18 protein-coding genes are annotated in these 19,718 nt (G+C 67.8%); 5 read left to right on the plus strand and 13 right to left on the minus strand.

Going from position 1 to position 19,718, the window contains the following annotated elements:
• Nucleotides 1-6: 6 nt before the first annotated feature.
• From ACYR7D_RS21695 to ACYR7D_RS21710, 4 genes are all read right to left on the minus strand, one after another.
• On the minus strand, nucleotides 7-1,812 hold the full coding sequence (locus tag ACYR7D_RS21695) for an ABC transporter permease family protein (RefSeq protein ID WP_459546364.1): 1,806 nt from the start codon (nucleotides 1,810-1,812) through the stop codon (nucleotides 7-9).
• A complete protein-coding gene (locus tag ACYR7D_RS21700) occupies nucleotides 1,809-3,092 on the minus strand; it encodes an ABC transporter substrate-binding protein (RefSeq protein WP_459546365.1) in 1,284 nt (427 codons plus the stop codon). The genes ACYR7D_RS21695 and ACYR7D_RS21700 overlap by 4 nt, the downstream gene beginning before the upstream one ends.
• A gap of 122 nt (nucleotides 3,093-3,214) precedes the next feature.
• Complete coding sequence (locus ACYR7D_RS21705; RefSeq protein ID WP_459546366.1) at nucleotides 3,215-4,450, minus strand: SPFH domain-containing protein; 1,236 nt, start codon at nucleotides 4,448-4,450, stop codon at nucleotides 3,215-3,217.
• Nucleotides 4,450-4,881, minus strand: a complete 432-nt coding sequence (locus ACYR7D_RS21710) for an NfeD family protein (protein ID WP_459546367.1) — start codon at nucleotides 4,879-4,881, stop codon at nucleotides 4,450-4,452. Before ACYR7D_RS21710 ends, ACYR7D_RS21705 begins: the two co-directional genes overlap by 1 nt.
• Nucleotides 4,882-4,981: 100 nt before the next feature.
• On the opposite strand from ACYR7D_RS21710, the gene ACYR7D_RS21715 reads away from it, so the two are divergent.
• Together ACYR7D_RS21715 and ACYR7D_RS21720 are read left to right on the plus strand one after the other, a co-directional pair.
• Nucleotides 4,982-5,809 (plus strand): DUF3097 domain-containing protein, encoded by an 828-nt coding sequence (locus ACYR7D_RS21715; RefSeq protein WP_459546368.1) that lies wholly within the window; start codon nucleotides 4,982-4,984, stop codon nucleotides 5,807-5,809.
• A gap of 64 nt (nucleotides 5,810-5,873) precedes the next feature.
• On the plus strand, nucleotides 5,874-6,689 hold the full coding sequence (locus ACYR7D_RS21720) for a hypothetical protein (RefSeq protein ID WP_459546369.1): 816 nt from the start codon (nucleotides 5,874-5,876) through the stop codon (nucleotides 6,687-6,689).
• A 32-nt stretch (nucleotides 6,690-6,721) separates the two neighbouring features.
• Here ACYR7D_RS21720 and ACYR7D_RS21725 read toward each other — a convergent pair whose 3' ends face one another.
• From ACYR7D_RS21725 to ACYR7D_RS21765, 9 genes are all read right to left on the minus strand, one after another.
• Nucleotides 6,722-7,753, minus strand: coding sequence for an IS630 family transposase (locus ACYR7D_RS21725; RefSeq protein ID WP_459546370.1), 1,032 nt, complete (start codon nucleotides 7,751-7,753; stop codon nucleotides 6,722-6,724).
• Nucleotides 7,754-7,900: 147 nt separating this feature from the next.
• Nucleotides 7,901-8,959, minus strand: coding sequence for a ferrochelatase (locus tag ACYR7D_RS21730; RefSeq protein ID WP_459546371.1), 1,059 nt, complete (start codon nucleotides 8,957-8,959; stop codon nucleotides 7,901-7,903).
• 24 nt (nucleotides 8,960-8,983) lie between these two features.
• Nucleotides 8,984-9,817, minus strand: a complete 834-nt coding sequence (inhA, locus tag ACYR7D_RS21735; RefSeq protein WP_459546372.1) for an NADH-dependent enoyl-ACP reductase InhA — start codon at nucleotides 9,815-9,817, stop codon at nucleotides 8,984-8,986.
• 85 nt (nucleotides 9,818-9,902) lie between these two features.
• Nucleotides 9,903-10,619, minus strand: coding sequence for a 3-oxoacyl-ACP reductase FabG1 (fabG1, locus tag ACYR7D_RS21740; protein ID WP_459546373.1), 717 nt, complete (start codon nucleotides 10,617-10,619; stop codon nucleotides 9,903-9,905).
• 142 nt (nucleotides 10,620-10,761) lie between these two features.
• Nucleotides 10,762-11,001, minus strand: coding sequence for a hypothetical protein (locus ACYR7D_RS21745; RefSeq protein ID WP_459546374.1), 240 nt, complete (start codon nucleotides 10,999-11,001; stop codon nucleotides 10,762-10,764).
• A 173-nt stretch (nucleotides 11,002-11,174) separates the two neighbouring features.
• A complete protein-coding gene (locus tag ACYR7D_RS21750; RefSeq protein ID WP_459546375.1) occupies nucleotides 11,175-12,176 on the minus strand; it encodes a VWA domain-containing protein in 1,002 nt (333 codons plus the stop codon).
• Nucleotides 12,173-13,159 (minus strand): DUF58 domain-containing protein, encoded by a 987-nt coding sequence (locus ACYR7D_RS21755; RefSeq protein ID WP_459546376.1) that lies wholly within the window; start codon nucleotides 13,157-13,159, stop codon nucleotides 12,173-12,175. The genes ACYR7D_RS21750 and ACYR7D_RS21755 overlap by 4 nt, the downstream gene beginning before the upstream one ends.
• Nucleotides 13,156-14,313: an AAA family ATPase gene (locus ACYR7D_RS21760; protein ID WP_459546377.1), complete on the minus strand. Its 1,158-nt coding sequence runs from the start codon at nucleotides 14,311-14,313 to the stop codon at nucleotides 13,156-13,158. The genes ACYR7D_RS21755 and ACYR7D_RS21760 overlap by 4 nt, the downstream gene beginning before the upstream one ends.
• A 275-nt stretch (nucleotides 14,314-14,588) precedes the next feature.
• A complete protein-coding gene (locus ACYR7D_RS21765) occupies nucleotides 14,589-15,164 on the minus strand; it encodes an Rv1476 family membrane protein (RefSeq protein ID WP_459546378.1) in 576 nt (191 codons plus the stop codon).
• Nucleotides 15,165-15,504: 340 nt separating this feature from the next.
• Here ACYR7D_RS21765 and ACYR7D_RS21770 point away from each other — a divergent pair, with 340 nt between their 5' ends.
• The 3 genes from ACYR7D_RS21770 to ACYR7D_RS21780 all read left to right on the plus strand — a co-directional run bounded on the left by ACYR7D_RS21770 (nucleotide 15,505) and on the right by ACYR7D_RS21780 (nucleotide 19,612).
• Nucleotides 15,505-18,312 (plus strand): aconitate hydratase, encoded by a 2,808-nt coding sequence (locus ACYR7D_RS21770; protein ID WP_459546379.1) that lies wholly within the window; start codon nucleotides 15,505-15,507, stop codon nucleotides 18,310-18,312.
• Between the two features lie 258 nt (nucleotides 18,313-18,570).
• Nucleotides 18,571-19,137, plus strand: coding sequence for a TetR/AcrR family transcriptional regulator (locus ACYR7D_RS21775; protein ID WP_459546380.1), 567 nt, complete (start codon nucleotides 18,571-18,573; stop codon nucleotides 19,135-19,137).
• A 58-nt stretch (nucleotides 19,138-19,195) separates the two neighbouring features.
• A complete protein-coding gene (locus ACYR7D_RS21780; RefSeq protein WP_459546381.1) occupies nucleotides 19,196-19,612 on the plus strand; it encodes an acyl-CoA thioesterase in 417 nt (138 codons plus the stop codon).
• The last annotated feature ends 106 nt before the right edge of the window (nucleotides 19,613-19,718 follow it).

Raw genomic sequence — 19,718 nt, forward strand, 5'->3', positions numbered from 1 at the left:
GCCCCTTCATCGCAGCACCCCACCGGTCAGGCCGGGGACGATCCAGCGCCGCCAGGTCGCCAGAACGAGCCCCACCGGCAGCAGCGCGGCGATCAGCGCACCGGCCGCCAACTGGGCCGCGTTCTCACCGAACTGTCGTGCCTCTCCCCAGAGCAGCAGCGACCAGGGCGAGGCTCCCGCGCCGCTGATCAGCAGTCCGACGATGAAGTCGTTCCAGACCTGCACGAATTCGAGCACCGCGACCGCGACCAGCGAGGGGCCTCCCGAAGCGAGCAACCGGCGGCTGATGGTGCCCGGAGCCGCCAGCCCGCGCAGCGCGTCGGCGGCCGGACTGCCCGGCGGCGCCACCACCGCACCGCGCAGGATCAGTACCGCGATCGGTAACCCGGCGGCCGCGTGAACCAGAACCAGGGGGACTCGGGTGCCGGACAGACCGTGATCGTCGATGAACGTGTCCAACGGCCCCAGATACGCCTGCACGGGTAGTACCGCGAGCACCACCAGAGCGGTGACGAGTCCGCGGACCACCCGGCCCGCGGGCGCCACGGCGAGCCGGTAGGCCAGCGGCGCGGCCGCGGCCACCACGATGATCGTCGTCAGGACCGCCACCCAGAAGGTCGTCTGCACGGAACGCAGCAGCGACCGATCGCGCCAGACATCGGTGAAGGCGTCCACCGACCAGCCGTCGGGACCGCGGAACGCCACGATCACCAGAACGATCAGCGGTATCGCCGCCGCCACCGACACCGTGGCGAGACCCGCGGTCCGCGCATACGCGGCGAGGGTGCCGCCGGGGCGCGCCGGGGCCGGGCGCCGGACCGGGATGGCGGCCGGAACGAAGCCGGGACGCCGGTCGCGTAGATCGGTTTGCAGCGTCCAGGCGACCACCCCCAGCAGTACCGCCAGCGGTACGGCGTAGACGGCGGCCTCGGCGGCGGTAGCCGGATCGGCGGCCAGCCGCCACCAGTACACCGTGGCGCTGTCCACCTGGTACTGAACCGAACCGGGCACCCCGATGAGCACCACGTCGAAGACCCGCGCGGCGGCCACCCCGACCACGAGTCCCGCCACCAGCACCACCGGGCGCTGCAGGGTGAACAACCGCCACAGCAGCGGCGCACCGGGCCGCTCCTGCAGTAGGGTCCAGCGCACCGGATCCTGTTCCAGGACACGGATACCCGCTCGGAAAACACCGATCAGGAAACCGAGCCAGGTCCACAGGAAAGCCGAGCCGAGCATCACCACGAACCAGGCGCGGTAGCCCGGGAAACCGTCGAAACCGACCCGGGCGCCGGTGTATTGGAAGATCAGGCGGAAGGCGACACCGGAGACGAAGGCCGAGATACCGAACGGCACGATCAACGGCAGCCACAGCCAGCGGGTGTTACGACTCCACCAGGCCAGCAGCATGGCCACCACCAGCAACGCGGCCGCGAAGGCCATCCAGTACAGGCTGCGCGCGTACGGTTCGTCCGAGACATGGAGCGCCCCGAGCGCCACCACCGCTACCAGGATCGGCGCCCCCCACCGGGCCCGGTGTGCGCCGCGGCGGGCCGGCCGCAGCGCTACGACGAAGGCCGCTGCCGCCACCGCACAGGACACCAGGACCCACAATTGGGTGCGCACCGCCAGTATCGCGGTCCCGGCGGTGGGCACGAGCAACACACCCAACAGGAGTACGGCGGGCAGGCACGCGATCCAGGTGGTACCGCGCTGGGGTGGGCGGCCGGGCACCAACGGCCCGCGCAGTCGTCCGATGGGCAATTCCAGGCGCAAGCCGTGCGCCTCGAATTCCGGTGGCGCCGATGTCATCTCCACCCCCGTTCGAACCGGCTCAGTGCGGCCACTGCCGAATCGGCCGCGGCCCGGACGGCACTACCGCTGTCTCCGACGGCGATCAGGAATTCGGTGAGCATCCGCCACAATCCGTCCCGGCCGCCGATCGCGCCGATCCGATCGGTCAGGTCGAAATCCGGCCAATCCGGCAATGTCGCGGCGGTGACCGCCGACCAGTTCGAATACCGAGCGCGGGTACGCCGATGCGGTCCGAGGAAGCCGCCCACCCCCTCGATCCACGGGACCGGCGCTTGCGCCTCGGCCAGCGCGGCGACCACCGCATCGGCCCGCGGCCCCGCGACACGGGTCAGCACCATCACATCCCCGCCCACGATGCGTGGACCGTCGCGACCGGGATTCGTCGCGGGGAAGGGAACGACCGCGGCCGCCTCGTCGGGCCGCCCGGCCCGACGCAGCGCGTCCCGCACGATCGGTTCGGCGAAATCCGGGGCGGCCACGGCCAGCGCCCGCCGATACTGGAAAACGTCCCGGACCGAATCGGCGAACTGCCTGGTCAATGCCGTACCCACCCCACCCGGCAGTCCGGCACGCACACCCCATAGCTCGCCGAGCCGGAAGAAGGTCTCGTAGACGGCCGCGACGTCCCAATCCCGCGCACCGATACCCAGGGCACGGTAGACCTCCGGGGATTCGGCCAGCAGCAGGTTCTCGAAGAGATCGGTCAATACCCAGCCGTCGGCGGCGCCGAGCGCCAGCAGACGGCGCGGCCGGCCCGCGAATTCGCGTACTCCGCCGAGCCATTCACCGATCGTCCAGGACGCCGGATCGGTGAGCCGGTATTCGCCGATCGCTTCCCGGTCGTACCAGACCAGCGATTTCCCACTGGCCTTGAACGGCACCCCGTACGGCCGGCCGCGGTGGTGACACAACTGCCACCATTGCTCGGCATATCGTGATCCGCCCTCGTCGGACCACAGTTCCGGCCGCACCTCGCGGATCCGCCCGGATTCGGCGAGATCACGGACCTGCCCGGCCTGCGGGAGCATGACGATATCGGGGGCGGAACGGCCGCGCGCGGTGAGCGCGGTACCGATCTCGTCACCCAGCGGCACCACCTCGACCGGTTCCGGCAGCCGTGCGGCCCCGAGGACCGTGTGGAAAGCCGAGAGTTCCAGACCGCTCCAGGCCACCGCGATGCGTACGACATCGCGGTCACCGAGCAGGACGTCCGGTGAACAGGCGGCCAGCAACGGTACGGCCGCCGCCGTCCGAAGTACCGCACGACGTGTCCTCACGATCCCCCGATGCGCTTGTCCGGCAGAGGGTTCCGATTATGGCTCAGGTAGCCGACACGCGCTGGAGGTTCGGCGAACCGATTCCGACCCGCACCGGATGGGTGCGGGACGGGGACGGCCGGTCACTGCTGATGTGGAGGCCGCACCGGCGGTACGCCCGGCTGCTGCTGCGGCGCCTGGACCGGGAAGGCCTGCGGAGCCTGCTCCGGCAGCGCCGCATGGGGTGGCGCAGCGGCCGGTTTGGTGGTGCCGACCGGGGCCGAGGTGTCCACCGGGGTGCGCGCCACCGACTCCGCCGCCCGCACCGCCCGCTCCACTGCCGGATCCGTACTCGTATCGAACCAATCCGCCACCTCGTCGGAGTCGTCGGCGGGTTTGTCCGGGACGTCTTCGGCCGGCGGCTCGTACCGGAACACCCCGTCCTCGCCCCGGGTGGCGAAATTCTTCGCGAAGCCCTCCAGCGCCTTACCGAAATCGCTGGGGACCAACCACACCTTGTTCGCATCCCCCCGGGCGACCATGGGCAGCGTCTGCATGTACTGGTAAGCGAGCAGCTCCGGAGTGGGTTTACCGGATTTGATCGCGGCGAACACCTTCTCGATGGCCTTGGCCTGGCCCTGCGCCTGCAGATAGGAGGCGGCGCGTTCGCCCTGGGCCCGCAGGATGCGGCTCTGCCGCTCGCCCTCGGCGGACAGGATCGCCGACTGTTTGGCACCCTCGGCGGCCAGGATCTGCGCCTGCTTGGCACCCTCGGCGGTCTTGATCTGCGATTCCCGGGTGCCCTCGGCGGTGAGGATCATGGCGCGCTTCTCCCGGTCCGCCTTCATCTGCTTCTCCATCGACTCCTGAATGGAGGGCGGCGGATCGATGGCCTTCAGCTCGACCCGGGCCACCCGCAGACCCCAGCGTCCGGTGGCCTCGTCGAGTACACCCCGCAGCTGGCTGTTGATCTGGTCCCGGGAGGTCAGCGTCTCCTCCAGGGTCATCCCGCCGACCACATTGCGCAGTGTGGTGACGGTGAGCTGTTCCACGGCGGCGATGTAGTTGGAGATCTCGTAGACCGCCGCCTGCGGCTGCATGACCTGGAAGTACACCACCGAGTCGATCTGCAGGGTCAGATTGTCCTGGGTGATCACCGGTTGCGGTGGAAAGGAGACCACCCGCTCCCGCAGATCGACCTTGGCGCGAATGCGGTCGACGAAAGGGACCAGAAAGGTCAGCTGTCCCGAAACCGTCCGGGAATACCGGCCCAATCGTTCGATCACCGCGGCCTCGGCCTGCGGTACCAACGCGATCGATTTGAACACCACCACCGCCGCCAGCAACACCAGCGCGGCGACGACTATCAATGCAGCCATTACGGCCCTTTCCAGACGACGGCGGTGGCGCCGTCGATCTTCATCACATACACGGTCGCGCCCTCCGGGTACTCCTCGGCCGGATCCAGGGAGCGCGCGGTCCACACCTCACCGCCGAGCTTCACCTGCCCGCCGTGCTCCCCCACCGGTTCGAGGACCAGGGCGGTCTTACCGGTCAGGGCATCCACATTGGTGAGCGTGGGCGGTGGGGTTCCGAAGCGCCGCAACAGGACCGGCCGCACCCCGAGCATCAGCACCACGGCCAGCACGGCGAACACCACCGCGTCGACCACAGGCGAAGTATCGGTGAGGAAGCTCACCCCCGCGGTCAGCAGCGCGGCGGAACCCAGCATCAGCAGCGTGAGCTCACCGACGAACATCTCGGCCGCCGCCAGCAGAATCCCGGCGACCAACCAGACAATAGCGGCCACGAGCCCAGCTTAGTGGGAGGACCGCTTCCACGGGGCCGGACCGGCGACACCCCGGCCGGTCACCCGGTTCCGGAGCGACCGGTGCGCTACGTTCGGCCCGGTGAGCGATCGATACGGCGATATATTCTCCGGCCATCCACATGCCGCCCGGCGAACCGTTGCGCGGGTGGTCGCCGAACCCGATCTGGTGGTCGAGGACGCCGCCAGCGGCTTCTGCGGCGCGGTGGTCGGGTTCGACCGGAGCTATGACGGTGATTTCGTGAAACTGGCCGATGCCCGCGGCACGGTCCGGCTCTTCGCGCTGCGAGAGGCGGCGTTCCTGATCGACGGGGAACCGGTCACGCTGGTCCGGCCCCTACCGTCCGCCCAGGTGACACCGGCCCGCTCGGCCTCCGGTTCCACCCGGGTCGAGGGCCTGCGCGCGAAAGTCGCCGCACCGAGCCGGATCTGGGTCGAGGGCGTACACGACGCCGCACTCGTGGAACGCGTCTGGGGGCACGATCTGCGGGTGGAAGGGGTGGTGGTCGAGCATCTGGAGGGCCTGGACAATCTCGCGGCCCGCCTCGCCGGCTTCGGCCCGGGCCCGGGCAAACGGGTCGGCGTGCTCGTCGACCATCTGGTGACCGGATCGAAGGAGTCGCACCTCACGACCGGCCTCGGCGAGTACGTCCTGGTCACCGGGCATCCGTATGTGGATGTGTGGCAGGCGGTGAAACCGGCGGCGCTGGGGATCCGGGAGTGGCCGGAGGTGCCGCGGGGAGAGGACTGGAAAACCGGGGTGTGCCACCGCCTCGGCTGGGGCACACCCCAGGACGGCTGGCGGCGGGTGTATGCCGCGGTGAACTCGTTCCGGGATCTCGAGGCGCCGTTGCTCGGCGCGGTGGAACGCCTGATCGATTTCGTCACCGACCCGGGGGGACCATTCTAACCTCAGGAAACGGCCTCGGCAGAGGCCGCCCGCCGGGCGCCGGCACCCTTTATGCTCGATGATTATGTGCTCTCCCAGTGCCACCCTCACCCTGTGGGCCGGTTCGTGGCTCGCGGGTCGCAGCGCGCCCGACGACGTTCTCGAGGCCCTGCACGCATGGGCACCCCGGCACACTCTGGCCGCGGGTGATCCGGTCACCGGCGGGCGCACCGATCTGCCGTGGTCCGCGCTGGAGGGCGTCCCCGCAACCGCGGTCATGCCGCTGCTCAAGATGATCCGTCAGGGCCTGATGGAGCCGGGTGCGGAACTGCGCCTGGTACTACCGGTACCCGGGGATCTGCGCGGGCTGCCGGCGGGCACCGCGTTCACCGGTGACGCGGTGGAAGCGGGCGAGGGAATTCTCATCGGCGTCCCGGAAACCGAGGGCACCGGGCTCATCCCCTACCGCACCGACGAGGACACCCTGCAGTGGAGTGTCTACAGCGTGCCGATGCCGCGCGTTCCGGGTTCCGATATGTCGCTGGGAGAAGCGGAGTACGCGATGCGCGAAGCCGTTCGTGATGCCGCCGACGCGCTCATGCGCCTGCACACCACCGGATTGGGCACCGGCGACGCGGATCCGCGCGAACTCATCGAGGCCGAACTCGCCGATTACTCCCGCCACACCTATCCGGACTGCGTGCCGCTGCGCGCCAAACGCATCCTCGACACCGCCGACCACGTACAGGCCATCCTGACGGTCGCGCAGCGCGAGCCGGCCTCCGCGCCTACGTCGGCCACCGCCGCCACGGCGCACGAGTCCCTGCTGCGACCGCTGTGGGACGCCATTCGCGCCGCCCGCCTGGTGGCCGTGCACACCGCGGCGCCGCAGGCGCGCTGAACACCGGGGTCTTTCGCGAAGCTAGTGCCTTGTCAGGCAACGTTGGGTAGGTAATCCGGGCGGCGGATTGGCGAGTTGACTGCGAAGTCTCGTTTGGGTCGGGCGTGTTGGTTGTGCCAGCGGATGTAGGCGCCGATCGCAGCGTCTTGCTCGGTGTGGCTGCGGTGGTCGGTGCCGTTGAGAGCGAAGTACCGCAACGCGGCGAACTCCGATTCGATCCAGTTCAGCCACGACGAATAGGTCGGTAGGAACACCAGCTCCACATTGTTGGCCGCAGCCCAGGCCCTGACCTCGACGCGTTTGTGCGGGGAGAAGTTGTCGACGATGACGTAGAGCTTCTCGCCGGGCCAACGAGCCCGCAGGGTCTTCAAAAACGCCAGGAACTCGATCCATCGTTTCCGGTCCCGGATCCGGTAGTGAATACGGCCGGTGACCAGGTCCAACGCACCGAGTAGGTGCCGCACCCCGTGGTCGCGATGGTAGGTCGCCCGCAACCGTCTGGGTTTGCGGGCCGGGAACCAGCCACGTCCCGGGCGGGGTTGCAGGTTCAACGGACCGAACTCGTCGACACAGACCACTCGCCCATCGGCGGGCGGGTGATCGTAGAGGTCGAGGATGCGGTTCATCTTGGCGGTGAAGTCGGGGTCGGTGCCGCCCTTCCAGGTCTTGGTGGCCTGCCAAGACACCCCCTGGGTCCGCAGGATCGTGCGCAGTGTTTCGCGGCTGATATCAGCGATCTTGCTGGTGGCAAGCATGTCTCGGAGTTTCGACAGGCTCCACGTCGAGAACGGCCGGCCGAGGTCGCGGGGGCAGCACCGGGCGATGCGGGCGATGCGTTCACGCGTCGCCCGATTTACCTTGCTCGGCCTGCCCCCGCTCCATTTTGGGTCCAATGCCTCGAACCCCCGTTCGTTGAAATCGTGGATTACCTGGCGCACATAGGCTTCCGACACCTGCATCAACCGCGCTATCGCCGGCACCGGTTGATGCTGCGCCGAGGCCATCACCACGATCGCGCGGCGAGTCCTGATCGGTTGTCGGCTTGTCTTGGTGATCTTCTGCAATTTGCGTCCCTCTTCCGGGGACACCTCCCGCACGAACACTTCCGGTTTCCGGGCCATCGATGCCACCTCCAACAGCAGCATCACCGACGACAAGCAGCAGCTCAAACCGACACCCGGATTACCAGCGCAACCTATCTGGACGGGGCACTAGCGTCCGGCCGGGCGCCGCACCGGCGCACAGCAGCCAGGAGCGCAGAGTTCACCGTCGGCTGTACACCCGTAGCCGGGCACTTCGCCGAGGCGGCGCGGAGGCAGTTCGCGCAGATGTTCTCCGATCAGTTCCACCACCAGTTCCGCGAATCGGGGATCGGTACCCGGTGTCGCGGCGCGCGCGAAAGCGATATCGAGCTCGGCGGCCTTCTCGGCGGCTTCGTTGTCCAGATCCCAGATCACCTCGAGATGATCGGAGACGAAACCCACCGGGCAGACGATCACCGCATCGAATCCGTTGCCCGGCAACGTTTCCAGATGATCGACGATATCCGGCTCGAGCCAGGGGACCTGCGGAGGCCCGGAACGGGACTGCCAGACCACATCGTAATCGGCGAAACCCGCTGCCGCGGCACACAACCGGGCCGCCTCGGCGACCTGGCGGCTATAGAGCCGCCCCCCGTCGGCCGGGGGGCCCGCCGCGGTATCGGCGGCCACCGGCACCGAATGCGCGGTGAACACCAGCCGAGTGGTTTCCCGGCGTCCGGATGGCAGGGTGGTGGCGGCGGTCCGGATGGCATCGGCGAACGCGGCGACGAGCAGCGGATGGTCGAAGTAGTGGCGTAGCTTCACCAGCTGCGGGGCCCCGTCGCCCACCGCTGCCCGGGCGCGGACGATGTCCTCGTGGTACTGCCGGCAACCGGAGTAACCACCCCAGGCCGAGGTCGGGAAGACCAGTGCCGAGCGCACCCCGTCGGCCGTCATCCGGCCGAGGGTGTCCTCGACCATCGGATGCCAGTTGCGGTTACCGAAGTACACCGGCAGGTCCAACCCGGCGCGGGTCAGTTCCCGCTCCACCGCGGCGATGATGTCGCGGTTGAGGGCATTGATCGGGGACACCCCACCGAAGTGCAGATAATGCTCGGCGACCTCGGCGAGACGTTCCGGGGGGACACCGCGCCCACGGGTCACGTTCTCCAGGAACGGCAGCACGTCCTCGGGCCCCTCGGGGCCGCCGAAGGACAGCAGCAGCAGTGCGTCGGCCGCGCGGGCCACGGTGTCTCCTTCTCGGTCGGTTCGTCAGTCCTGCGGCATGTTCTCGGGGAACCAGGTGTTGTGGCTGGCCCCGCCGTCGACATAGATGATCGAACCGGTGGTCGCGGGCAGCCAGTCCGACAGCAGTGCGACGATCGACCTGCCGACCACTTCGGGCCCTCCGTCCCAGCCGATGGGCGATGCGCCGTCCCAGTAGGTGTCCAGTTGCTTCAGCTGTTTGGCATCGTCGGTGGCGGTACCGGCGATGGCCTTCGCGGCGAGCGTCTTGACCGGTCCGGCGGCGATCAGATTGGACCGGATCTTCTTCGCGTAACCGACCTCACGCGCCACATACCGGTTCACCGATTCCAGCGCGGCCTTGGCCACACCCATCCAGTTGTAGAACGGCATGGCGGTCCGGGGGTCGAAATCCATACCCACGATCGAACCGCGTTCGTTCATCACCGGGAGCACCGCGCGGGCCAGGGCCGCATAGCTCCATGCCGAGATCTCGAAGGCTTTCGCCGCGTCCGCGCTGGGGCCGTCGAGGAACGGCAGGGCATCGGGGCCCATCAGTGTCTTCGGGGCGAACGCGATCGAATGCAGGACCCCGTCGATCCCCTCGGGGGCGAGGCGGCGCAGTTCATCCGGCAGTTTCTTCAGATCCTCGTCGCTGGTGACATCGAGCCCGATGGCCGGCGGCACCTCCTCGGGCAGTCGCTTGGCGATCCGGTCGATCAACCGCAAACGCTCGGTGAGGCCGGTGATGATCACCCGGGCCCCCTCCTTCTGCGCGATCGCCGCCGCGTGGAACGCGATGGAGGCATCGGTGATGATGCCGGTGACGAGGATCGTCTTGCCTTCGAGCAATCCGCCCATGAGTTGTCGGTTCTCCTGAAGATTCGAAGTGTGTGGTGAATGCGGCCCGGTGGCCGGAGCCGCCGATCGATGGCTGGTACGCCGCTCAGTGCCCCATGCCCATACCGCCATCGACCGGGATCACCGCGCCGGAGACGTAGGCCGAGTCGTCCGAGGCGAGGAAGCTGATCACCGCCGCGACGTCCTCGGGCGCACCCAGTCGCTGCAACGGGATGAACTTCTTCGCCATATCCCGCATATCCTCGGGCAGATCCTTGGTCATATCGGTCTCGATGAAACCGGGGGCGACGACATTGGCGGTGATCGAACGCGAGCCGAGCTCCCGGGTGATCGAACGCGCGAGGCCCACGACACCGGCCTTCGAGGCGGCGTAATTGATCTGCCCGGCCTGGCCGGCGAATCCTACGACCGAACCGAGGAAGATCATCCGGCCCCACCGGGCACGCAGCATGGCCCGATTGGCCCGCTTGGCGCACCGGAAAGCGCCGGCCAGATTGGCGTCCACGACCTTGGTGAACTGCTCTTCGCTCATGCGCATCAGCAGGGTGTCATCGGTGATACCCGCATTGGCGACCAGTACTTCCACCGGCCCCTGCTGGGCCTCCACCTCGGCGAACGCCCGATCCACCGATTCACTGTCGGTGACATCGCATTTCACCCCGAGCAGCCCCTCGGGCGCGCCGGAGCCACGATGGGTGACGGCCACCCGGTGGCCGTCGGCGTGCAGACGCTGCGCCACCGCGAGTCCGATCCCGCGATTTCCGCCGGTCACCAGGACCGAGCGTGCTGTGAAGTTCGACATGGGGACAAACCTACCTGGCTACCTCGGCGGGTCTCTCATGGGACGCCCACCGATATTTCCCCGGCGAACTTGTGCACCGCGCACAACCCGGAGACAGAGCTGCGGGCCGGGTGACACCCGGCCCGCAGCTCTGTCTCGACTCCTACACCCGTTTGGTGATGTAGAGGCCCCACATCATGAAACCGCTCTTATCGGCCTTCCCGATCGGAGCGCAATAGGCAGGCTGACCGGAATACTTCGCGTCCAGCGTGTTCTTGCAGTGCACCTCGGCATTCGGCCCCGTGAACGGAAGCAACGCCAAATGATCCTGGGCGGTCGCGGCCCCCGCTCCGCCGAACAGTATTCCGCCGATGACGGCGGCAGTGAGCATCACATGCTTCATGGAATTACCCCTCCCGAATGTCTCGCTCCTCCGACCGAGACATCCCGAGCGTAGGCAACCCCGAATCATCGGGTCAACGGAATTTCGGCGCATACGGCCGTACCGCGGGGCCGGCCACCGCCCGCCGGGATCCGGGCGGATCCCGGCGGGGTCAACGCGTCTCGCGCTACCGGTCAGGGCAATCGCTGACGCAGCGCCAGCGCGACCACCACACCTACGAGGGTGGCGAGCAGACCGAGGATCCACCAGGGACGACTCGCGTCCCCCCTGGTCACCTCGAACCCGATCTGCTCCTCCAGGGTGTCGTAGACACTCGACAGTTCCTGCAGGCTCGATGCCGTATAGAACTCACCACCCGACAGGCTCGCGATCTCCTGCATCGCCTCGTCGTCCACCGGAACAGGCTGCCGGTCGGCGCCGCCTTCTTCCCGGGGGATCTCCACCACACCCCATTCCGTACCGAACGAGATGGTCGTGACCGGTATCTTCTTGGTCTTCGCGAGTCGTGCGGCGACGAACTCGTGGCGGGGGTTGTCGAAGTCCTCGAAATCCGGAACGGTTTGCTTCCCGTCCGACATCAGCACGATCCGCGCGGGCGGCGGCGTTTCGGAGCCGCCGAGCACCGAGGCCAGGGTCTCGACCGACTGCAGAGCGGTGAAAATACCCTCACCGGTAGCGGTTCGCTCGGCGAGCTTGATGTTGTCGATAGCGGCCTTCACCGAGCCCCGGTCGGTGGTCGGCGAGACCAGCACCGAGGCGGTTCCGGCGTAGGTGACCAGCCCCAGGTTGATCCCCGGGGTGAGGCCCTCGGCGAAGTTCTTGGCCGCCTCCTGGGCGACCTGTAGCCGGTTCGGCGATACATCGGTGGCTTCCATGGACAACGAGACGTCCATGACCAGCACCACGGTCGCCCGGTTGCGGGGGACCTTCTTCTCCGCGGTCGGCCCGGCCGCGCCGATCGTCGCGAACACCATCCCGACGAGCACGAGCGCGATCGGTACATGCCGCCAGAAACCGGGCCGGTTGGGAGCCACCTTCTCGAGCAGCTCCATATTGGTGAACCGCATCATATGGCGGTGCCTGCTGCGCTGGACCAGCAGATAGCCGAGGGCCAGTAAGAGGATGACAGCAAGGAATCCGAGCCAGATCGGTGCGGCGAAATTCGAAATACTCACTGGCGTGGCATCCGTGGGGTCGAGGCGCCGAGACTGTGGCGCCGGGTGGAGACGAACCGGACCACATCGGCGATCCAGTCCCGGTCGGTCATGAGGGTCAGCACGGGGGCGCCACAGTTGCGCAGGGTCTGCTCCACCGCGGCCCGGTGCTGTTGCGCGGCGGCGGCGTAGTCGGCGCGTAACCGGGGGGTGACGTCGAACTCCCGGGTGCGCCCGGTTTCCGGATCGTGCAGCACCACGTCACCGATATCGGGTAGCGCGGTATCGCGCGGGTCGAGCACCTCGACGGCCAGCAGATCGTGGCGCGCGGAGATGGCGCGCAGCGACCGCTGCCAGTCGATCTCCCCGAGGAAATCGCTGATGATCACCGCCAGCCCGCGTTTGCGCTGGGGCCGGCGCAACGATTCGATCGCGCCACGCAGATCCCCGCGTACCCCGTCCCGAGGGTGCGGGGTGGTGGCGATACCACGCAGTAGCGACTGCGCGTGCACCCGCCCGCTGCGCGCCGGGATGCGCAGCATCCGCTCTCCGGTGGCCACGACGGCGCCGATCCGGTTACCGCCGCCCATCGTGAGATGGGTGATCGCCGCGGCCGCCGCGACGGCCAGATCGCGTTTCTGGCAGACACCGGTACCGAAGTCCAGACTGGCGGACAGATCCACCACCATCCAGGTCTCCAATTCCCGGTCGGCGATCATCTGCCGAACATGCGGATGAGTGGTGCGGGCGGTCACCGACCAGTCCATCTGCCGCACGTCGTCACCGGGTTGGTACGCGCGCGCCTCCCCGGGCTCGGAACCGGGGCCCGGAATGAGACCGAGGTGGTCACCGTGCAGCACACCGTCGAGGCGGCGGCGCACGGTGAGCTCGAGCGTTTTCAGCGCGGCCGACAGATGCGGATCGGTCAGCTCGCCCGAACGGAACGACGGCGGCGCATGGCCGGGGGCGGCCGGTCGGGCGCGGGAGTCCGTCGGCCGGGTCACTGGGACTGGTTGGTGCCGGCGGTCTGCGGTACCTGGGGCGCCGGAGCCTGCTGCGGTGGCACGGGCGGCCGGTTACCGTTCTCGGCGAGCGGCGGCGCACCGGGAGCCACCGCCTGCGGAGCCACCTGCGGCAGGCCGACGGTCTGCAGGACCCGCTGGATCACGTTCTCGGGGCTGATCTCATCGGCGAGGGCATCGTAGGAGAGCACGAGCCGGTGCCGCAGCACGTCGGGGATCACCTCGATGACATCTTGCGGAACCACATAGTCCCGGCCGCGGATCAGCGCGACGGCACGCGCGGCAGCGATGATGCCCAGGCTCGCGCGGGGAGACGCGCCGTAGGAGATCCAGTTCGCCACATCGTGCATCCCGAACTCGGCCGGCGCGCGGGTCGCGGCGATCACCCGCACCACGTAGTCGACCAGCGCGTGGTGCACGAAGGTGTTCGCGGCCAGCTTCTGCAAGCGCAGCAGTTCCGCGGGCTCCAGGATCTGCCCGGGTTCCGGCGGGGTCACCCCCATGCGGTAGATGATCTCCCGCTCCTCCTCCACGGAGGGGTAGTCGACGACCACCTTGAACAGGAAACGGTCACGCTGCGCCTCCGGCAGCGGGTACACGCCCTCGCTTTCGATGGGGTTCTGTGTGGCCATGACCAGGAACGGGTCCGGCATCGGATAGGTTTTGCCGCCGATCGACACATGCCGTTCGGCCATCACCTCGAGCAGGGCGGACTGCACCTTGGCGGGGGCGCGGTTGATCTCGTCGGCGAGGACGAAGTTCGCCACGACCGGGCCGAGTTCGGTGTCGAACTCCTCCCGGCCCTGCCGGTAGATCCGGGTACCCACGAGGTCGGTGGGGACCAGGTCGGGGGTGAACTGAACCCGGGAGAACGATCCGCCGACCACCTTGGCGAAGGTTTCGACCGCGAGCGTCTTGGCGATACCGGGCACACCTTCGAGGAGCACATGCCCCTTGGCCAGCACCCCCACGAGCAGCCGTTCGACCAGCCGGTCCTGCCCGACGATGACCCGCTTGACCTCGTAGATCGCCTTCTCCAGCGTCTGGACGTCACGCTCGAGGGTGTTCGAAGCAGGCGTCGGCGGTTCTTTCGCCAAATCCGCCTTGCTGACACCGTCCGTCGAAGTCACCAACATCCCCGCTTTCGCCTCGGTCCTGTGCGTGCTGTCACAACTATTCCAAAAGGTGGCCGTATATGCCGTAACCGGCTCCACCATAGGCGCAAAGTCCGTGCGGTCGCATGCTCGCGGAGCGGGCCGGGTAACAACTCGATATCGCGCGCGGGGCCGAGGGCCCGTCTGCGGTCACAGACGGGCTCCTCGGCTCGGGTCGGGCTTCTGCGCCGCTCCGGACTCGCTCGTTCGGCATTCCCACGTCCCACCGGTTCTCCCGGACCCGGTGGGACGGGACGCTATCCGGCCACGCGCTGCTCGTCACGCGAATCACCTTCGCGTAGTTCGTCTCTCGATTCGCGGCGGGACTTCACCCAGCCCAGGCCCGCGATGGCGGCGACGATACCCAGGAGCACCACAATCGTGAAGGTGGTCGGATCGATCGTTCCCTCGTGCTGCACACGTTCGACAAAGGTTCGGGTCTTGACATCGACGGATTCCACCGGGCGCACCGCACGGACATGATCCTCGGCCAGTTCGAGCCGTACCCGGCTGATGCTGTCACTGTAGGTCCCCACCCAGTCGTGACTGAGAACCAGAACCGTACCGTGCTCGGTCTTGGCGACCTCGGTCGCCAGATCGCGGAGATCGGAATCATGGCCGGGATTACCTTCGATCACCACAACGCTCAGGTGCATGCCCTGCTCCCGGGCCGCGCCGACGACTGCGGCCAGGTCGTCCTGGTCCGCCCCCTCGGGGGTGGCCACCCCGTTGTCGGCGAGATCGGCTCGGACCTCCTGCATGGTCTCCGAGTCGAATCCGGCCGGCAGGGTGGTGGCCTTGAGGGAGAAGGCCGAGGTGTGGGTGACGGTCATCTTCCATCCGGTCTGGTCGAGCCGCCTCGGTGGGCGAGCGGCGGGGAGTACGAGAGCGATCGCGTTCTCCGGAAGTACCCGACGGTACGCCCGGCGACCGGACCAGCTCGAGAGCAGATTACGCGAAGCGCGAACGGTGACCGCATCCCCGCCACGCCGGGCGGCGGCGCGCCGCGCGGAAACACCTCCCCACCGCCCCGAAACTTCACAGGACAAGCGTACTGTTAAGGTTGGTAGCGCGGGGAACCGGCGCCAATCCGGGCCGGCACCTCATGCCAGAGACCCATCGCCACCGGCACAGCCCCGCCGGCGGCGCCCACACCCGACAAGTGGAGCTGACGTGACGAAAAGTATCGATACTTTCGGCGCCAAGGGCAACCTCGAGGTCGGAAGCAACTCCTACGAGATCTTCCGGCTCTCGGCCGTACCCGGCACCGAGAAACTCCCGTACGCACTGAAAGTCCTCGCCGAGAACCTGTTGCGCACCGAGGACGGCGCCAATATCACCGCCGACCACATCCGCGCGCTGGCGAACTGGGACCCGAACGCCCAGCCCAGTATCGAGATCCAGTTCACCCCCGCGCGCGTGGTGATGCAGGACTTCACCGGCGTCCCCTGCGTGGTCGACCTCGCCACCATGCGTGAGGCGGTCGCCGCCCTCGGCGGCGACCCGGAGAAGGTCAACCCGCTCTCCCCCGCCGAAATGGTCATCGACCACTCGGTCATCCTCGACGTCTTCGGCCGGGCCGACGCCTTCGAGCGCAATGTCGAACTCGAATACGAGCGCAACGGCGAGCGTTACCAGTTCCTGCGCTGGGGCCAGGGCGCGTTCGACGATTTCAAGGTCGTCCCCCCGGGCACCGGTATCGTGCACCAGGTCAATATCGAATACCTGGCCCGCACCGTGATGGTCCGCAACGGCCAGGCCTACCCGGACACCTGTGTCGGCACCGACTCGCACACCACCATGGTCAACGGCCTCGGCGTGCTGGGCTGGGGTGTCGGCGGTATCGAAGCCGAGGCCGCCATGCTGGGCCAGCCGGTCTCCATGCTGATTCCGCGCGTGGTCGGCTTCAAGCTCACCGGTGAGATCCAGCCCGGCGTCACCGCCACCGACGTGGTGCTCACCGTCACCGATATGCTGCGCAAGCACGGTGTCGTCGGTAAGTTCGTGGAGTTCTACGGCCAGGGCGTCGCGGAGGTTCCGCTGGCCAACCGCGCCACCCTGGGCAATATGAGCCCGGAGTTCGGCTCCACCGCGGCGATCTTCCCGATCGACGCCGAGACCATCAACTACCTGCGCCTGACCGGCCGCAGCGAGGAGCAGCTGGCCCTCGTCGAGGCCTATGCCAAGGAACAGGGCATGTGGCACGACCCGGCCTCGGAACCGGCCTACTCCGAGTACCTGGAGCTCGACCTGAGCACCGTGGTGCCCTCCATCGCCGGCCCGAAGCGCCCGCAGGACCGCATCCTGCTCAGCGAATCGAAGACCGCGTTCCGCAAGGACATCCACAACTACGTGGAGGAGCAGCACCCCGCCCCGCACTCCCAGCTGGACGAGGCGGTCGAGGAAACGTTCCCGGCCTCCGATCCGGCCCCGAACCTCTCCTTCGCCGACGACGGCGCCGTGGACGTCCAGTCCGCGGCGGACAACGCGTACGGCCGGCCCTCCAAGCCGATCCGCGTGGTTTCCGAGGAACGCGGCGAGTTCGTCCTGGACCACGGTGCGGTCGCGGTCGCGGGTATCACCTCCTGCACCAACACCTCGAACCCGTCGGTCATGATCGGCGCGGCGCTGCTGGCGCGTAACGCGGTGGAGAAGGGCCTGTCCAGCAAGCCGTGGGTGAAGACCAATATGGCGCCCGGCTCCCAGGTGGTCACCGACTACTACGAGAAGGCCGGCCTGTGGCCCTACCTGGAGAAGCTCGGCTTCCACCTGGGTGGTTACGGCTGCACCACCTGCATCGGCAACACCGGTCCGCTGCCGGAGGAGGTCTCCAAGGCGGTCAACGACAACGATCTGACCGTCACGGCGGTCCTGTCGGGTAACCGCAACTTCGAGGGCCGCATCTCCCCCGACGTGAAGATGAACTACCTGGCCTCGCCACCGCTGGTCATCGCGTACGCGCTCGCGGGCACCATGGACTTCGATTTCGAGACCGACCCGCTGGGCACCGATCAGCAGGGCAACCCGGTCTTCCTGCGCGATATCTGGCCCTCCGCCCAGGAGATCGACGACACCATCAAGTCGGCGATCAACCAGGAGATGTTCACCAAGTCCTACGCCGACGTCTTCAAGGGCGACGAGCGGTGGCGCAGCCTGCCCACCCCGGAGGGCAACACCTTCGAATGGAGCGAGGATTCCACCTACGTTCGCAAGGCGCCGTACTTCGACGGTATGGGTATGGAGCCGGAGCCGGTCTCCGATATCAAGGGCGCGCGGGTGCTGGCCCTGCTGGGCGATTCGGTGACCACCGACCACATCTCCCCCGCCGGTGCCATCAAACCGGGCACCCCGGCCGCCGATTACCTCGATTCCCACGGGGTCGCGCGCAAGGACTACAACTCCCTGGGTTCGCGGCGCGGTAACCACGAGGTGATGATCCGCGGCACCTTCGCCAACATCCGGCTGCGCAACCAGCTCCTCGACGATGTCTCGGGCGGTTACACCCGTGACTTCACCCAGGAGGGCGGTCCGCAGGCATTCATCTACGATGCCTCGCAGAACTACCAGAAGGCCGGTATTCCGCTGGTGGTGCTGGGCGGTAAGGAGTACGGTTCCGGATCCTCCCGCGACTGGGCGGCCAAGGGCACCCGGCTGCTGGGCGTGAAGGCCGTGATCACCGAATCGTTCGAGCGTATCCACCGCTCGAACCTGATCGGCATGGGCGTGATCCCGCTGCAGTTCCCGGCCGGTGAATCCGCCGCCTCGCTGGGGCTGACGGGCACCGAGGTCTTCGATATCGAAGGTATCGAGGAACTCAACTCCGGCACCACTCCGGAGACCGTCCACGTCACCGCCACCAAGGAGGACGGGGAGAAGATCGAATTCGACGCGGTGGTCCGCATCGATACCCCCGGTGAGGCCGATTACTACCGCAACGGCGGAATCCTGCAGTATGTGCTGCGGAACATGATCCGCGCCTGATCGCTGTGGTGAACCGCGCCGCCTCCGGCGGTGCGGTTCACCACCCTCAGGTCTCGTGCTCGCGCGTTCGGGACCGCGCCTTCGGCGCATGCGTTTCGGGCACGCACACCACGAGACGGGCGCGAACGTCGCTCGTAGGCCTCGCTCCCGACATGGGTGGCGCAGATGCGGGCAGTGGTGTTGTCCGTCCGCTCGTACTGTGAAGACCCCGCGTGGTGAAGGGCCGCGCGGGGTTCGTATATCCGTTGGAGGAGACCGATGCCCAAGGTCAGCGACGATCACCTGGCCGCCCGGCGCACCCAGATACTCGACGGCGCCCGCCGCTGTTTCGCCGAGTTCGGGTACGACGGCGCCACCGTGCGCCGTCTGGAGGAGGCCATCGGCCTGTCCCGCGGCGCGATCTTTCATCATTTCCGCGACAAGGACGCCCTGTTCTTCGCTCTGGCCCAGGACGACGCGGAACGGATGGCCGAGGTAGCGGCGAATCAGGGCATCGTGCAGGTGATGCGGAACATGCTCGCCGACCCGCAGGAGTACAACTGGCTGGGCACCCGGCTCGAGATCGCCCGGCGGCTGCGCACCGATCCGGAATTCCGGGCGGGCTGGACCCAGCGCTCGGCCGAACTGACGGCCGCGACACTGGCCCGGCTCGAACGCCGTAAGGCGGCGGGCGCGCTGCGTGACGACGTACCCACCGATGTCCTGCTCGGCTATCTCGATCTGGTCCTCGACGGCCTCATCGCCCGGATCGCCTCGGGGCACACCAACGAGAACCTCACGGCCGTACTGGATCTCGTAGAGGCCTCGGTGCGCCGTCGCCCCTGAGCGGGCGACCCGGCGGTGGGCGGGAACAAACCGTCGACAGTGGTCCGTTCGACCCGATATGACCTTTTCCGTTCCCATCACCGTGCGTGGATACGAACTCGATGTCCAGGGCCATGTGAACCAGGCCGTCTACCACCAGTACGCCGAACACGCCCGCTGGGAATTCCTGCTGGCCGCCGGCCTGCAGCCGGATAAGCTGCTGGCGGCTCGAGTCGGGCCGGTGGTCCTGGAGAGCACGATCAAGTACCGGCGGGAACTGCGTGGCGGCGACGAGATCCGGGTGACCTGTGCGTTCGTCTGGGGTTCGGGGAAGACCTACCGCATCCAGCAGGAAATGGTCCGCACCGATGGCACGCTCTCGGCCGAGGTCACGGTGACCGGGGGCCTGCTCGATCTGGATGCCCGGCGGTTGCTCGCCGATCCCCGCGGCCGGCTTCGCGCATTGGCGGCGGAACCGGAACTGCTCGGGCTCTGACCACCGCCGGTCGTACTCCGCAAACTTGTTTCCGGTACCGGGACGCCCTTCGAGGCCGGAAATCTTCCACCGCAGGGATTCCTCGGGGAACAAGGCCGGGAAAGAC

The sequence above is a fragment of the Nocardia sp. X0981 genome, assembly GCF_977089955.1.